This is a genomic window from Micromonospora sp. NPDC048887 (genome assembly GCF_040649715.1).
Taxonomy (GTDB): Bacteria; Actinomycetota; Actinomycetes; order Mycobacteriales; family Micromonosporaceae; genus Micromonospora.
On the sequence record NZ_JBEZGA010000012.1, the window covers coordinates 145,002 to 158,869 of the forward strand.

The 13,868-nt window shown below is 72.7% G+C and carries 15 protein-coding genes and 1 tRNA gene; 9 read left to right on the forward strand and 7 right to left on the reverse strand.

The genetic code is table 11. The annotated features are described in order from the left end of the window. Positions 1-8 precede the first annotated feature (8 nt). The 4 genes from AB0C17_RS19790 to AB0C17_RS19805 all read left to right on the forward strand — a co-directional run bounded on the left by AB0C17_RS19790 (position 9) and on the right by AB0C17_RS19805 (position 3,527). The gene (locus AB0C17_RS19790) at positions 9-692 is read left to right on the forward strand and encodes a response regulator transcription factor (protein WP_357381921.1); all 684 of its coding nucleotides are present in this window, start codon (positions 9-11) and stop codon (positions 690-692) included. Further along, complete coding sequence (locus AB0C17_RS19795; protein ID WP_357479737.1) at positions 685-2,091, forward strand: HAMP domain-containing sensor histidine kinase; 1,407 nt, start codon at positions 685-687, stop codon at positions 2,089-2,091. The genes AB0C17_RS19790 and AB0C17_RS19795 overlap by 8 nt, the downstream gene beginning before the upstream one ends. Before the next feature lie 58 nt (positions 2,092-2,149). Next, the gene (locus AB0C17_RS19800) at positions 2,150-2,737 is read left to right on the forward strand and encodes a hypothetical protein (RefSeq protein ID WP_357479740.1); all 588 of its coding nucleotides are present in this window, start codon (positions 2,150-2,152) and stop codon (positions 2,735-2,737) included. Positions 2,738-2,816: 79 nt separating this feature from the next. Continuing rightward, the gene (locus AB0C17_RS19805) at positions 2,817-3,527 is read left to right on the forward strand and encodes a glycosyltransferase family 2 protein (protein WP_357470808.1); all 711 of its coding nucleotides are present in this window, start codon (positions 2,817-2,819) and stop codon (positions 3,525-3,527) included. Between the two features lie 69 nt (positions 3,528-3,596). On the opposite strand, the gene AB0C17_RS19810 is transcribed toward AB0C17_RS19805, so the two are convergent. Continuing rightward, positions 3,597-4,472, reverse strand: coding sequence for a transketolase (locus AB0C17_RS19810; RefSeq protein WP_357382294.1), 876 nt, complete (start codon positions 4,470-4,472; stop codon positions 3,597-3,599). A 14-nt stretch (positions 4,473-4,486) separates the two neighbouring features. After that, positions 4,487-5,170 (reverse strand): transketolase, encoded by a 684-nt coding sequence (locus tag AB0C17_RS19815; protein WP_357381915.1) that lies wholly within the window; start codon positions 5,168-5,170, stop codon positions 4,487-4,489. 46 nt (positions 5,171-5,216) lie between these two features. On the opposite strand from AB0C17_RS19815, the gene soxR reads away from it, so the two are divergent. Continuing rightward, a complete protein-coding gene (gene soxR / locus AB0C17_RS19820; protein WP_013289249.1) occupies positions 5,217-5,669 on the forward strand; it encodes a redox-sensitive transcriptional activator SoxR in 453 nt (150 codons plus the stop codon). Between the two features lie 3 nt (positions 5,670-5,672). Here the strand turns inward: soxR and AB0C17_RS19825 are convergent, their stop codons facing one another. Together AB0C17_RS19825 and AB0C17_RS19830 are read right to left on the reverse strand one after the other, a co-directional pair. Next, complete coding sequence (locus AB0C17_RS19825; protein WP_357381913.1) at positions 5,673-6,647, reverse strand: NAD(P)H-quinone oxidoreductase; 975 nt, start codon at positions 6,645-6,647, stop codon at positions 5,673-5,675. Positions 6,648-6,656: 9 nt separating this feature from the next. Beyond that, positions 6,657-7,196, reverse strand: a complete 540-nt coding sequence (locus AB0C17_RS19830) for an AAA family ATPase (protein ID WP_357381911.1) — start codon at positions 7,194-7,196, stop codon at positions 6,657-6,659. A 95-nt stretch (positions 7,197-7,291) separates the two neighbouring features. On the opposite strand from AB0C17_RS19830, the gene AB0C17_RS19835 reads away from it, so the two are divergent. Continuing rightward, positions 7,292-7,378 (forward strand) — tRNA-Ser (locus tag AB0C17_RS19835). An 89-nt stretch (positions 7,379-7,467) separates the two neighbouring features. Here AB0C17_RS19835 and AB0C17_RS19840 read toward each other — a convergent pair. After that, entirely contained in the window at positions 7,468-8,421 is a 954-nt protein-coding gene (locus AB0C17_RS19840; RefSeq protein ID WP_357479743.1) for an ankyrin repeat domain-containing protein, read from the reverse strand. Between the two features lie 360 nt (positions 8,422-8,781). Between AB0C17_RS19840 and AB0C17_RS19845 the strand changes: the two genes are divergently transcribed. Together AB0C17_RS19845 and AB0C17_RS19850 are read left to right on the forward strand one after the other, a co-directional pair. After that, positions 8,782-9,471: a DNA alkylation repair protein gene (locus AB0C17_RS19845; protein WP_357479746.1), complete on the forward strand. Its 690-nt coding sequence runs from the start codon at positions 8,782-8,784 to the stop codon at positions 9,469-9,471. A 40-nt stretch (positions 9,472-9,511) separates the two neighbouring features. Further along, a complete protein-coding gene (locus AB0C17_RS19850; RefSeq protein ID WP_357381905.1) occupies positions 9,512-10,045 on the forward strand; it encodes a YbhB/YbcL family Raf kinase inhibitor-like protein in 534 nt (177 codons plus the stop codon). A 53-nt stretch (positions 10,046-10,098) separates the two neighbouring features. Here AB0C17_RS19850 and AB0C17_RS19855 read toward each other — a convergent pair whose 3' ends face one another. Next, positions 10,099-10,803 (reverse strand): class I SAM-dependent methyltransferase, encoded by a 705-nt coding sequence (locus tag AB0C17_RS19855; protein WP_357381903.1) that lies wholly within the window; start codon positions 10,801-10,803, stop codon positions 10,099-10,101. 209 nt (positions 10,804-11,012) lie between these two features. On the opposite strand from AB0C17_RS19855, the gene AB0C17_RS19860 reads away from it, so the two are divergent. After that, a complete protein-coding gene (locus AB0C17_RS19860; protein WP_357470823.1) occupies positions 11,013-12,791 on the forward strand; it encodes a hypothetical protein in 1,779 nt (592 codons plus the stop codon). Positions 12,792-12,795: 4 nt separating this feature from the next. On the opposite strand, the gene AB0C17_RS19865 is transcribed toward AB0C17_RS19860, so the two are convergent. Then, positions 12,796-13,578 (reverse strand): hypothetical protein, encoded by a 783-nt coding sequence (locus AB0C17_RS19865; RefSeq protein WP_357382292.1) that lies wholly within the window; start codon positions 13,576-13,578, stop codon positions 12,796-12,798. Positions 13,579-13,868 lie beyond the last annotated feature (290 nt).

Consider the following 13,868-nt stretch of genomic DNA (forward strand, 5'->3'; position numbering starts at 1 on the left):
ATGGGCCGGTGACCATCGCCGCCCCGCCCGGGCTCGTCCTCGTGGTGGAGGACGAGCCGGCCATCGCCGACCTGGTCCGGCTCTACCTGACCCGGGACGGGTTCGGCGTACACCTGGAACGTGACGGCGAGGCCGGGCTGGCCGCCGCGCGGCGCCTGCGCCCGGTGGCCTGCGTGCTCGACATCGCGCTGCCCGGCCTGGCCGGCACCGAGATCTGCCGCAGGCTGCGCGCGGACGGCGACTGGACACCGGTCATCTTCCTCACCGCCCGCGACGACGAGGTGGACCGTGTCGTCGGCCTGGAACTGGGCGCCGACGACTACGTCACAAAGCCGTTCAGCCCCCGTGAACTGCTCGCCCGGCTCCGGGCGGTGCTGCGCCGCACCGCCGGCACGCCCGCCGGTCAGCCCCGCACGCTCGGTGCCGTCACGCTCGATCCGGGCCGCCGGACGGTGACCGCCGCCGGTACGCCGGTGCAGCTCACCTCCACCGAGTTCGACCTGCTGGCCCACCTGATGGCCCGCCCCGGCCGGGTGTTCACCCGGGAGGAACTGCTGGCCGGCGTGTGGGGGTACGCGGCACACGGCGGCACCCGGACCGTCGACGTGCACGTGGCGCAGGTACGGGCCAAACTCGGCGCGGCGAGCGTGATCCGCACCCATCGGGGCGTCGGGTACGCCGCCGATGCCTGAACAACCGAACGAGCCGACGCGGCGCCGCCCCGGGCGGACGCTCACCGCCCGCGCCGTGCTCGCCACCTGCGCGGTGGCGCTGGTGTCGGTGCTTGTCACCGCGCTCGTCGCGGTGCCCCTGGCGATACGCGGCGCGGAGCGCCGGGACCAGGAGGCGCTCGCCGCCCAGGCGCGGCTCGCCGCCGACGTGCTCCGGGTGCGGCCGGCCGGCCGGCGCGACGGCGCGGGGGACCGGCTCGTGCGGCAACTGCGCCAGCAGCGGATCGAGGTGTACGTGATCCGCGACGGCCGGGCCGACCGGCCGGGCCTGCCCAGAGCGCTCGTGACCCGGGTGGCGGGCGGCGAGAACGTCTCCGGCCGGCGGCTGGTCGACGGGGAACGCCGGCTGGTCGAGGCGCGGGCGCTGCCCGGCCGGGACGGGGTGGTGCTGACCCGGGCCCGGAGCACCGGACCGTGGCGGCAGGTGCTGCGCGGGCTCTGGCTGCCGCTGCTCGCCGGGCTCGCCGCCGGGGCGGCCGCCGGGGCGCTGCTGGCCCGCCGGCTGGCCCGGCCGATCCGTACCGCCGCCACGGCCGCCGCCCGGCTGCGTGCCGGGGACCGGGCGGTCCGGGTACCGGTCGAGCCGCCCGACGAGGTGGCGGACCTGGCGTACGCGCTGAACGGCCTGGCCGCCGCGCTCGCCACGAGTGAGGGACGGCAGCGCGAGTTCCTGCTCTCCGTCTCGCACGAGTTGCGTACGCCGCTCACCGCCATCCGCGGCTACGCCGAGGCGCTGGCCGACGGGGTGATCGAGGCCGACGCGGTGCCGGCGACCGGCCGTACCGTGCTCGCCGAGGCCGAGCACCTGGACCGGCTGGTCCGCGACCTGCTGGCGCTGGCCCGGCTGGAAGCGGTCGACTTCCCGCTGGAACCGGTCCCTGTCGACCTGAGCCGGGTCGCCGCCGACGCGGAGCGCACCTGGTCCGGCCGGTGCGCCGCGCTCGGGGTGCCGTTCCGGCTGGAGACACCGGGTGAGCCGGTGCCGGCGTACACCGATCCGGGCCGGATCCGGCAGGTGGTGGACGGGCTGCTGGAGAACGCGCTGCGGGTCGCACCCCCGGGGGCGCCGGTGGTGCTCGCGGTGCGGGCGGCGGGCCCGGCGGGCGGCGGGGTGCTGGAGGTCCGGGACGGCGGACCCGGCTTCACCGACGACGACCTGATGGTGGCGTTCGAGCGCGGTGCGTTGCACGAGCGGTACCGGGGGGTGCGCAAGGTGGGCAGCGGGCTCGGCCTGGCGCTCGCCGCCGGGCTGGTCCGGCGGCTCGGTGGGGACATCGCCGCGGGGCACGCCCCGGAGGGCGGGGCCGCGTTCACGGTCCGGGTGCCCGCGGATCCTTACCGGGCTCGAACATCGGCTTGACCGTCCTCTCGCGTCGGTGCGGGACGCTCGGTCCACCACCGTGAGGAGAGGACCACAGATGACACGTCAGCGAATCGTCACCGGCGCCGCCGCACTGCTCGCCGCCACGGCGCTCGGGCTCGCCGGGTGCGGCGCGGCCCGGTCCGGACCGGCGTCCGGCGACGCGGTCGAGGTGAGCGCCGCGCTGGGGGCAGACGGGCAGGCGCTCGCCGCGCTCGGCGTCGACGCCGGCGAACTGGACGTGGATCCGGTCGCCGCGCCGGCGCCGTCGGGCACGCCCCAGGCCGGGCCGGACGGTAAGGGCGAGCGGGCGAAGGAGGGGCACAAGCGCCACCGGGCCCGGGTGCTGCTGCGGCGCGGCACGCTGCACGGCGAGGCGGTGGTGCGGACCAGGGACGGCGGTACGAAGACGGTGGCGGTCCAGCGCGGCGAGGTGACAGCGATCGACGGCAGGTCGATGACCGTCAAGTCCACCGACGGGTTCACGGTGACGTGGACGTTCGGCGAGAAGCTGCGGGTGGTCGAGCGGCGGACCACGATCCGATCGACCGACATCAAGATCGGTACGACGGTCGGGGTGGCCGGCGCGAAGGACGGCGACAGGAGCGTGGCCCGGCTCGTGGTGGTGCCACTTCGCCAGGAATAGAGTGCCTGGCCTGTCGTGACCTGAGCAATGTGCCAGGCTACGCTATGCCCCGACCTGCCATCGCCTCCGTGGAGATTCCGTGAAGCTCTCGATCCTCATGCCGGTCTACAACGAGGAAGAACGTATCGCGGATGCCCTCAAGCAGGCATTGGCCGTCGACTACCCCTGCGAGATCGAGCTTGTCGTCGTGGACGACGGCAGCCGGGACGGCACCGGCGAGATCCTCGGCCGGGTCGACGACGCCCGCCTGCGGGTGATCACCCACCAGCGCAACGCCGGTAAGGGCGCGGCCATCAAGACGGCTGTCGACAGCGCCGAGGGTAAGTACATGGTCATCCTCGACGCCGACCTGGAGTACGACCCGCAGGACATTCCGCGCCTGCTGGAGCCGGTGCTCGACGGCCGGGCGACAGTCGTCTACGGCAATCGGACCTTCGGCAGCCACAGCTCGTACAGCTTCTGGTACGTGATGGGCAACAAGGGCGTCACGCTCGCCGCGAACGTCCTCTACAACTCCTACATCGGCGACCTGGAGACCTGCTTCAAGCTGATGCCGCTGGAGCTGTACCGCTCGCTCCAGGTCCGCTCCCGTGGCTTCGGCATGGAGGCGGAGGTCACCGGCAAGCTGCTGCGCCGCCGGATCCGCCCCTACGAGGTGCCGATCAGCTACCGCGCGCGGGGCCGCGAGGAGGGCAAGAAGATCACCTGGAAGGACGGCGTCGAGGCGATCTGGATCCTGGCCCGCGAGCGCGCCCGCCGCCGCCCGGCCGGTCCCGCCGCCGCGCACTGAGCCTGAACGACGGAACCCCGCGAGCCCGGCACGAGCCGAGGTCGCGGGGTTCCGCCGTGTCCGGGACGCTCAGGTGAGGAAGGCGTCGACCGAGCGGCGCAGCCCTGCGGCGTCCAGGCCGTGCCAGCGTTCGTGGTCCTCGGCGCTGCCGTAGCGGCGCAGGTCCCCGCGGCCCACCCCGAGCGCGAGCAGCCGGTGCGGCCGGTCGGCCAGCGCCTCGGACACCACCCGCGTCGAGGTGCCGGCCAGGTACGGCTCGACCAGGATCACCTCGGTGCCGGCGAGTGCCCGCAGCCCGGCGGTGTCGAACGGGCGCGGCCGGTGCGTGTAGGCCACTGTGACCGGCCGGTCGGTGACGGCGGCCACCGCCGCGTCCAGCACCGGACCGACCGCCACCAGCAGCGGCGCGCCCGGCCCGGCGTCCCGCACCACACGCAGGTCACCCGCCTGCGGGTACGCCCGCGCGTTGGTCCGGACGGACAGCCGCAGGTACGCCGAGTCCTGCCCGCACACCACGTCACGCAGCAGCGGCCGGACCTCGTCCGGGTGCCCCGGCACGTGCACCGTCCAGCCGTCGAGCGTGTCGAGCAGCGCCACGTCCGCCGGCCCGAGGTGGGTGCGTCCCGCCGCCGCCCGGTCGTACGAGCCGCCGATGCCGACGAGCACCGCGCCGACGTCCTGGTGGTCGAGATCCAGCTTGATCTGCTCGTACGCCCGCTCGACCAGGAACGGGGCGTAACTGTGCACGATCGGCCGCTGCCCGGTCAGCGCCAGCCCACCGGCCACCCCGATCATCAGCTGTTCCCGGATGCCGACGTTTACCACCCGGTCCGGGTACCGGGCGGCGGCCGGCTCGAACGCGGCGGCGGAGATGTCGGCGAGCACGACTGTCGTACGCGGATCGGCGAGAACCTCCTCGGTGCTTGTCACGAACGCGTCCCGCATGGTGCTGGTCATTGTCACTCCCCGTCCGTGACGACCGCGACGACGACGTGCGGCCGGTGCTCGTCGTGCCCGGTGAGGGCGGTGTGCAGGGCGTCGTGGTCGCGCCCGTCGACGGTGGCGGCGCTCCACCCGTTCACCGTGAACCGGCTCGCCGCGCCGCCCGGCCAGCCGTACGTGGCCGAGCGGTTGTCCAGCACGATCGCGGTCAGGTTGCCCAGCCCGGTCGCGCCCGCGTACGCGATCGCCTCGTGGTTGGAGCCCTCGTCGAGTTCGGCGTCGCCGAGCAGCACGTACACCCGGGGTTCGGTGCGGCCCTGGGCCCGCAGCCCGAGCGCGGTGCCCACGCCCAGCCCGAGGCCGTGGCCCAGCGAACCGGAACCGATCTCGACGCCCGGCACGAGCGTGCGGTCGGGGTGGTCGCCGAGGCGGCTCGCCGGGCCGCCCTGGTCGTCCAGCCACTCGGGCGGTACGAAGCCACGGGCGGCGAGCAGCGCGTAGTACCCGGCGACCGCGTGGCCCTTGGAGAGCAGGAAGCGGTCCCGGTCCGGGTCGGCCACTGTGGCCGGGGTGATCCGGAGCACCCGGTCGTAGAGCACCTGGAGCACGTCGAGCGTGGAGTACACGTTGGCGCCGAACTCGCGTCCGGCGCGTACCCGGTCCAGGAGCGCGCCCAGGTCGCTGGCGGTGGTGGTCGTCATACCGATAGCCTCCGACTTGAAGCGAACTTCAACTCAAGGCCGTGTGATGCACGAAGCAACACTGACCATCGGGCAGCTCGCCGACCGCAGTGGCGTCGCCCCCTCGGCGCTGCGGTACTACGAGCGGCTCGGCCTGATCCACGCCGCCCGCACCGGCGGCAACCAGCGCCGCTACGCCCGCACCGAGCTGCGCCGGGTCGCCTTCATCCGGATCTCCCAGCAGGTGGGTGTGTCGCTGGAGGAGATCCGGGCGGCGCTGGACTCGCTGCCGTCGGGGCGCACTCCCACACCGGACGACTGGGCCGCGCTGTCCCGCGCCTGGCGGGACCGGCTGGACGAGCGGATCCGGCTGCTCGGCAAGCTCCGCGACGACCTGGACGGCTGCATCGGCTGCGGCTGCCTGTCGTTGCAGCGCTGCACGCTCTACAACCCGGAGGACTCGCTCGCCGCCGAGGGCCCCGGCCCGCGCCTCATGCTCCCGCGCCCCGGCCAGGGCTGACCCTCACCGGACCAACAGCACCTTGCCCAGGTGGTCGTTCGTCTCCACCAGGCGGTGCGCGGCGGCGGCGTCGGCCATGTCCACCCGGGCGTGCACCACCGGCCGGACCTGGCCCGCCTCCACCAGGGGCCACACCTGCTCGCGTACGCCCCGGACGATCGCCGCCTTCTCCTCGACCGGGCGGGACCGCAACGCCGTCGCGTGCACCGCCGCGCGCTTCGCCAACAGCATCCCCAGGTCGAGTTCGCCCTTGCGCCCGCCCTGCATGCCGATCACCACGAGCCGCCCGCCGGTCGCCAGCGCCGCCACGTTCCGGGGCAGGTAGGACGCGCCCATGATGTCGAGGATCACGTCCGCGCCCCGGCCGCCGGTGACCCGGCGTACCTCGTCGACGAAGTCCTGCTCGCGGTAGTCGATCGTGTGCGCGGCGCCCAGCTCGCGCAGCCGCTCGTGCTTCGCCGAACGGGCGGTCGTCACCACCGTCGCGCCGAGCGCCACGCCGAGCTGGATCGCGAACGTGCCGATCCCGCTGCCGCCGCCGTGCACCAGCAGCGTGTCCCCCTCGGCCAGCCGGGCCAGGTCCACCACGTTCGACCAGACCGTGCTGGCCACCTCCGGCAGCGCCGCCGCGTCGACCAGGTCCACCCCGGCCGGCACCGGCAGCAACTGCCCGGCGGGCACCGCCACCTGTTCGGCGTACCCGCCGCCGGCGAGCAGCGCGCAGACCTCCTGGCCCACCGACCAGCCGGTCACGCCGGGACCGAGCGCGCGCACCGTCCCCGAACACTCCAGACCGGGGTACGCGGACGCGCCCGCCGGAGGCGGGTAGTGCCCCTGCCGCTGCAACAGGTCGGCCCGGTTCACCGCGCTCGCGCGCACCTCGACGATCACCTCACCGGGGCCGGGCTCCGGATCCGGCACCTGGGTCCAGACGAGCGCCTCGGGTCCGCCGGGTTCCGTGATCGTGATCGCGCGCATGCCTCAGTCTTACCCGATCTGCCCGTCGGTCCACGCGCGGGCGAGGATCTCCGTCACCGTCTCCTCCGGGGTCTGCTCGGAGGTGTCCAGCCACAGCCCGAGCCGGGGCGTGTCGGCCCGGAACCCGGCGTCCAGGTCCGCCACCGGCCAGTCGCCGTACCCGTTCTTCGGCCGGTCCCGCTCGCGGGCGGCGACCACCTCGGGCCGGGGCGCGAGCATCACCACGGCGAGCGGGCGGTGCCGGATGCGGCCGATCATGGCTGGCAGCTCCGCGCCGAGCACCACGTCCTGGAGTACGACTGTGAAGCCCGCCGCCGCGTACCGGTCGGCGGCCGAGGCGGCCAGGTCGTAACGGAGCCGGAGCTGCCGCAGCGCCTCGTCGGTGGGCTCGGCTGTCATGTCGGCCCGCCCGCTGACGATCATGCTGCGGAACACGTCGCCGCGCAGGTGCACCGCGCGGGGCAGCCGCCGGGCCAGCGACTCGGCCACTGTGGACTTGCCGGCCGCCATGATTCCGCTGATCAGCACTACTGCCGGGCTCTGCCACACGCACCCATTCTCGCAGGGGAGGTGGGACGGCGGCTTGCCCGGTACGGGGTTCGTGGCAGACTGGTTCCGGTCGCGCACCCCTCGGGGGCGTGCCGGGAGGGTTCGCCTAGTGGCCGATGGCGCTGGTCTTGAAAACCGGTAAGGCAGCGATGTCTTCGTGGGTTCGAATCCCACACCCTCCGCCCACCTGGACAGCCAAACTCCCCCTGACCAGCGCGAATGCTGGCCGGGGGCGCTTCCGTGAATGGCGAGTCAGTCTCACTTCGTCCCGTTAGTTCACCGAAACTGCCCACCAGTCGCGGGCGGGCAGCCGCACCCACCGGTCCGGCTCGGTGAATGGGCGGGCGTCGGCAGGGCGCACCGCGGCGTAGGCGCAGCAGTACTCGATGGCGTGGCCCCGGTACAGGAAATCGCGCAGAACTTCGGCCGTGGAGGCGTTCGCCTCAGACCAGCCGCCGCCCGGGTTCAGGCCCCAGCCGGTGATGACACCATCGTGCACGGCCGCGCCCTGGTTGCCGCTCTTGGGGTTGACGTACATGCCGTAACACACCGTGTCAGCCGACAGCAGCAGCGCGACCAACGGCATTGATGCGCCGTACGCCCAGGGCTGGCTGACGACGAAGCCGCCCGGCACGTCTGTGACCCCGAGTATCCGGATCGACTCGTCCTCGTCAGCGTCCCACATGTCCTCGACGACGATCTGATCCTCGATCACCGTGGCGTCCAGACGCCGCACCGCCTTGGTAGCGTCGATCCCGGCCACGCAGCACAGGCTCATACCTTCGCTGTCGATATCGGCCAGCGCGTCGATGAGCCTGCGCGCCTCTGCGACCGTGGCGGCCTCCGCCTCCGTCAGCGTCACGCTCGTGTCGAACAGAGCAGGCGTCGCCCCGGCCAGGCTCAGCCGCGCCGGTGACCAGCCGGCCATCATTGGCAGCTCCGGATCCGCGCCGGCGGCCACGAGCGCGCGGGCGTTGGCGGGCTTGCCAGCATGTACGGCGAGCCAGAGCGCGGTGCGTCCGTCGTCCACGGCGTCCACGTCGTCCACGACCCGGGCCAGTTCCGTCACCACCTCGGACGAGCCCATCTGCGCCGCGTGGTGCAATGGCCGCCCGCGCCCGCCTACGAGGGCGTTCGGGTCAGCGCCGGCCGCGAGCCGTTCCCGCACCACGGCAAGGTCCGACCACGACCCGTACCCCATTCGCGACCAATCGACATCCGTCACCCATGCCTCCCCGATGCCCTCCGAAGGCGTCAGAGTAGGAGACGACAGACGGGTACACGTGCCGGACCCGCGAAGCGGTACGTATAGGCAAACCCGGGTACCGGGCAAACGTCGATGGCAGGAACCACCACCGCGCCCTGAGCGCGTCAGGGATAGGGCCCGCTGAGAGCTCTGCCGCCTGTCCGACGTCGCGTAGCCCCTCGGTCAGCCCGGCGTCGCGACCAGCGCGACGGATGTGCGGTGCCGGGATGTGGGCGACGGCGGCGGGGCGGCGAAGGGAAGGGACGGCGGGGCGCCGGAACAGCGGGAGCGCCGGGTGCGGCCGTAGGCTGCGGGACACGGACACGGCGGGAGGCCCTGGTGGCGGAGACGACGACGGTGGCCGAGGTGACAGCCGAGCTGGCCGAGCTCGACGACCCGAAGATCCGCGCGGTCAACGAGCGCCACGGCGACGACCACGGGGTCAACCTGGGCAAGCTGCGGGTGATCGCGAAGCGGCTGAAGACGCAGCAGGAGCTGGCCCGCGAGCTGTGGGCGACCGGCGACAGCGCGGCCCGGCTGCTGGCGCTGCTGATCTGCCGGCCGAAGGCGTACGGGCGGGACGAGCTGGACGCCATGCTGCGCGAGGCGCGGACGCCGAAGGTGCACGACTGGCTGGTGAACTACGTGGTGAAGAAGAGCCCGCACGCCGAGCCGCTGCGCCTGGCCTGGTCGGCCGATCCGGATCCGGTGGTGGCGAGCGCCGGCTGGGCGCTGACCACCGAGCGGGTGGCGCGGAACCCGGACGGGCTGGACCTGGCTGGTCTGCTCGATGTGATCGAGGCGGAGATGGCGGGCGCGCCGGAGCGCCTCCAGTGGGCGATGAACCACTGCCTGGCGCAGATCGGGATCGAGCACCCGGCGTACCGGGAGCGCGCGATCGGGATCGGGGAGCGGCTCGGTGTGCTGAGGGACTATCCGACGCCGCCTGGTTGCACGTCGCCGTACGCGCCGGTCTGGATCAACGAGATGGTGCGCCGGCAGCACGGCGGGGCGGACAACGGGGTATGAAGGGGCGCAGGACATTCGCGTACCCGGAAGGACCGTTTCGATGACCCTGGAACGACCGATCGCCCCGGACCCGTACGAGCTGCTGCCGACGGTGCCGTCGTTCGACCTGACCAGTGACGACGTGCACAACGGCGAGCCGATGGACGCGCGGTACGCGCACGGCAGCACCGGCGGCGAGAATGTCTCACCGCAGCTGTCCTGGTCGGGCTTCCCGGCCGAGACCAAGAGCTTCGTGGTCACCTGCTTCGACCCGGACGCCCCGACCGGCAGCGGTTTCTGGCACTGGGTGCTGGTGAACGTGCCGGCGTCCGTCACCGAGCTTCCCAGCGGGGTCGACGAGGCCGATCTGGGCGGCGCGTTCAGCGTCCGCAACGACTACGGCGACACCGGCTACGGGGGCGCGGCGCCGCCCGCCGGGGACCGCCCGCACCGGTACGTGTTCGCGGTGCACGCGGTGGACGTGGACCGCCTCGACATCCCCGCCGGGGCGAGCCCGGCGTTCGTCGGCTTCAACCTGGCGTTCCACACCCTGGCCCGGGCGGTCATCCGCCCCACGTACCAGATCAAGGAGTGAGGTGTAAGGAAGGGCCCCTTGTTAACAGACGTCTGTTAACAAGGGGCCCTTCCTTACACGCGGGCTACGGCGAAGACGGACTGGCCGAAGGGCGGCCGGACGATCTGCTCGGCGGCCTTGGTGACCGGCAGGACGAGGGTGTCGTACACCTTGACCATCGGGCCCTCCTTCGGCATCAGCCGGAAGACCTTGGTGGCCATGAAGTAGCCGATCAGTCCGAGCGCGTTGGCGTAGTGGATCCGCTCGACGGTGAGGCCCGCCTCGGTCATCGCCGCGGCGAGCGTCTTCTTCGTGTAGCGGCGGACGTGGCCGGTGGCGATGTCGGCGGGGCTCATGGCGAACTGGAAAGCCGGCACGATGATGACGACCGCACCGCCGGGGCGGACCAGCTCCCGCATGCTGCGCAGCGCGCCGACGTGGTCGTCGATGTGCTCCAGCACGTTGTAGGACACGGCCGCGCTGTAGTCGCCGCGCTCGTGGTGCGGGAGCAGCATCTCGCGGACCTCGACGCGGGGCTGGTCGGACAGCCGCTCCTTGAGCTGGATCAGCCGGTCGGGGTCGGCCTCGGTGGCGGTGATCCGGGGCGCGTGTGCGGCCCAGGCGGAGGCGTAGTCGCCCAGTCCGCTGCCGATCTCGATCGGGTTGTCACCGAGGTAGGGCACCGCCAGCTCGACGAACCACTGCCGGTGGTTGACAGCTGTCGCCAGGCCTTCGAGCACCTCGGACTGGACGCGCTGATCCCCAGTGATTTCTGCCATGCGTCGATTCCTCACGATATGACTGACCCGCGCCTGGACCGTCAGAGTCAACCATCTGGATGCCTGTTGGGGAAATCGGGGGACGCAGATGGGCCGAATTGTGGTCCGGAGGGGCGTCGGATCGGCGGGTCGGCGAACCCGGCACATACTACGTGAGTCTGCGGAACCTCGCACCTGACCGCCATTCCGTGACTACGCTCTGAAATGTCATGACTACTCCGGATTCGGACGTGGACTCGGCGAAATCGGGGCGGGGCAGGCGGATCGACGCGCTGGCCGTGCTCAGCTTCGTGCTGCTCGCGCTCTGGGTGACGGCTCGCCTGTGGGTGGATCCCCGCAATGGCATTCGAGATAATCGGACAGATCAGGCGCAATTCGAATGGATGATGGCGCACGGTGCGCGAGTCGTCACTGATTTCGCCTATCCGTTCACCTCCGACCGGATGAATGTGCCGGACGTCGTCAATCTGATGGCTAATACGTCCGTATTATCCGTATCCATACCGCTCACCCCGATAACCCTCTGGGCCGGGCCGCGCTGGTCATTCCTGATTTTCCTCACACTCGGGCTCGCCGCGACCGGAGTGGCCTGGTATTTCCTGCTCTCCCGCGTGGTGGTCGGGGCCCGTGGCCCGGCCTGGCTCGGCGCGGCCTTCTGCGCGTTCGCGCCGGCCATGGTCTCGCACGCCAACTCGCACCCCAACATCGTCAGCCAGTTCGTGGTGCCGCTGATCATCTGGCGGACGCTGCGGCTGGCCGAGCCCGGCCGGTGGCTGCGCAACGGCCTACTTCTCGCCCTGGTGGTGGTCTGGCAGGCGTTCCTCAACCTGGAGATCCTGCTGATGACCGCCATCGGACTCGGCGTGGTGGTGCTCGCGCTGGCGCTCGGCCGGCCCGAGCTGCGGTCGGCGGCCCGCCCGTTCGCCGCCGGGCTCGCGGTGGCCGCAGTGGTCGCCGGGGCGCTGCTCGCGTACCCGCTCTGGGTCCAGTTCTTCGGCCCCGGCTCGTACAGCGGGCTCTCCACGCTGATCCGGGGCTACTCCACCGACCTCGCCGCGTACGTGGCCTGGTCCCGGGAGTCGGTGGCGGGCGACGCCCGGGGCAGCGAACCGCTCGTCAAGAACGCCACCGAGGAGAACGCGTTCTTCGGCTGGCCGCTGGTGATCCTGGTGCTCGCGCTGGTCTGGTGGCTGCGCCGCAACGCGGTGGTGCTCGGGCTCGCCGCGCTCGGGCTCGTCTTCGCCCTCTTCTCGCTCGGCCGGGAGATCCGCTACGACGGGCGGGACACCGGCATCCCCGGCCCCTGGGCCGCGCTGGAGAACCTGCCGGTCCTGCACTCGGTGGTGCCCACCCGCTGGTCGCTGGCGCTCACCCCGATCATCGGCGTGCTGCTCGCGCTCGGCGCCGACCGGGCCCGGCGGCTCGCCGTGCGGCACCCGGACGCGCGCGGTCAGATCCGGTTCGCCACCGTCACCGTGCTCGCCATGGCGCTCGTGCCGATCCTGCCGACCCCGCTGCCCGCCAAGCGCCTCGAACCGACCCCGGCGTTCGTCACCTCCGGCGCCTGGCGCCCGTACGTCGCCGACGGGCGGAGCATCGTCACGCTGCCGCTGCCCGACACCACGTACGCGGTCCCGTTGCGCTGGTCCGCCGAGACCCGGCTGGACATGCCGCTGGCGCGCGGCTACTTCCTCTATCCGGACACCCGCCCCGGCGGGGACCGGATCGCCCTCTTCACCGCGCCGCCGCGTCCCACCAGCACGTTCTTCGAGACGGTACGGCGTACCGACGGGGTGCCGCCGATCACGCCGCAGGACCGGGTGGCCGCCGTGGACGACCTGCGCCACTGGCGAGCCGGGGCGGTGATCCTCGACCCCCGGCTGCCGCAGGCAGAGGCGCTGCGCCGGGCGATGACGGAGCTGAGCGGGATCACGCCGAGGCGTACCGGCGGGGTGTGGTTGTGGGACGTCCGGCCGCTGGTCGGCTGAGCGGTCAGGCCTGGCGGACGCAGCAGCCCTGGCATACCTTGGGCCGGGGCAGGGTGAACGCCAGGCAGCAGGTGCGTCGCTGCACCGTCGGCTCGCCGGCCGGGCCCGGCACCAGCTCGATCAGGTCGCTCAGGTCGAGCGCGTCGAGCAGCGTGCCGACGGTCGCCGTGGACGAGCCCGGCAGCGCGTCCGACGCGCGCAGGATGCCGTGCGCGATGCCGGAGGCCACCGAGCCGAGCAGCGTACGGGTGCCGATCCGGACCTCGCCCTGGATGGCGGCGATCAGCGGGGCGAAGTGGGCGTCGAGCAGTGAGGCGCGCAGCGCGCCGAGCAGCGCCGCCTCGTCCGGGACCACCAGTACGCCCGGGGCGCCGGCCAGCGCCAGTGGGTCGCCGGGCAGCACCGCCACCGGCGTCGAGGCGCGCAGCCCCAGTGTGAGGAGCTGGTGGTGGTCCTCGAAGTGCACGAGCACGTCGGCCGCGTCGAGCAGCGGCACCCGGCGGGCGGACGCCCAGCCGAGCACGGCGGGCAGCGCGGTCCAGTAGCTGTAGGACTTCCAGGCCAGCGCGGCACAGGCGTGCGGGGTGCCACCCCAGCGGCGGCCGGCGGCGGTCAGGAACTCGGACAGCAGCGTGCCGTCGATCAGCCGGGTGGCCGGGGACCAGCGGTCCAGCTCGTCGTGGACCAGCAGGCCGGGCGCGAGCCCGGGCAGGTCGTCGGTGCCGAACATGGCGCGCAGGGTCGCTGTCACCGGGGCGAGCGGGGTGGCGGCGTCGCGCCCCGGCATCACCGCAGTCACCTGGCCGTCCCCTGTCCGCTCGCCGTGCCGGTCGGCGCGGGCCGTCGACCAAAGCTAAGGCTAGCCTAACCACTCCCTGGGCGGGAGGGGAAGTGGCGTCCCGGGCGTCGCGGGGAGGTCCCGGTCACTCCGCTCCGGCCGGGGGACTACCCGGCCCGGGAGACGAAAAACGCCGCCGGAGCCCGGCGGCAGACGACGTAATGATCGACGTACGTCGCTGAAAAGTCAATGTGAGTGTCGAATACGAGGCAGTTTCCGTACACGTTCGGCCACTGAAC

Bases quoted from the DNA above. Each gene is read 5' to 3' on its own strand.
- AB0C17_RS19795 (WP_357479737.1), top strand. From the start codon at position 685: ATGCCTGAACAACCGAACGAGCCGACGCGGCGCCGCCCCGGGCGGACG.
- AB0C17_RS19800 (WP_357479740.1), top strand. From the start codon at position 2,150: ATGACACGTCAGCGAATCGTCACCGGCGCCGCCGCACTGCTCGCCGCC.
- AB0C17_RS19810 (WP_357382294.1), bottom strand. From the start codon at position 4,472: ATGCGGGACGCGTTCGTGACAAGCACCGAGGAGGTTCTCGCCGATCCG.
- AB0C17_RS19815 (WP_357381915.1), bottom strand. From the start codon at position 5,170: ATGACGACCACCACCGCCAGCGACCTGGGCGCGCTCCTGGACCGGGTA.
- soxR (WP_013289249.1), top strand. From the start codon at position 5,217: ATGCACGAAGCAACACTGACCATCGGGCAGCTCGCCGACCGCAGTGGC.
- AB0C17_RS19825 (WP_357381913.1), bottom strand. From the start codon at position 6,647: ATGCGCGCGATCACGATCACGGAACCCGGCGGACCCGAGGCGCTCGTC.
- AB0C17_RS19850 (WP_357381905.1), top strand. From the start codon at position 9,512: ATGACCCTGGAACGACCGATCGCCCCGGACCCGTACGAGCTGCTGCCG.
- AB0C17_RS19855 (WP_357381903.1), bottom strand. From the start codon at position 10,803: ATGGCAGAAATCACTGGGGATCAGCGCGTCCAGTCCGAGGTGCTCGAA.
- AB0C17_RS19860 (WP_357470823.1), top strand. From the start codon at position 11,013: ATGACTACTCCGGATTCGGACGTGGACTCGGCGAAATCGGGGCGGGGC.
- AB0C17_RS19865 (WP_357382292.1), bottom strand. From the start codon at position 13,578: ATGCCGGGGCGCGACGCCGCCACCCCGCTCGCCCCGGTGACAGCGACC.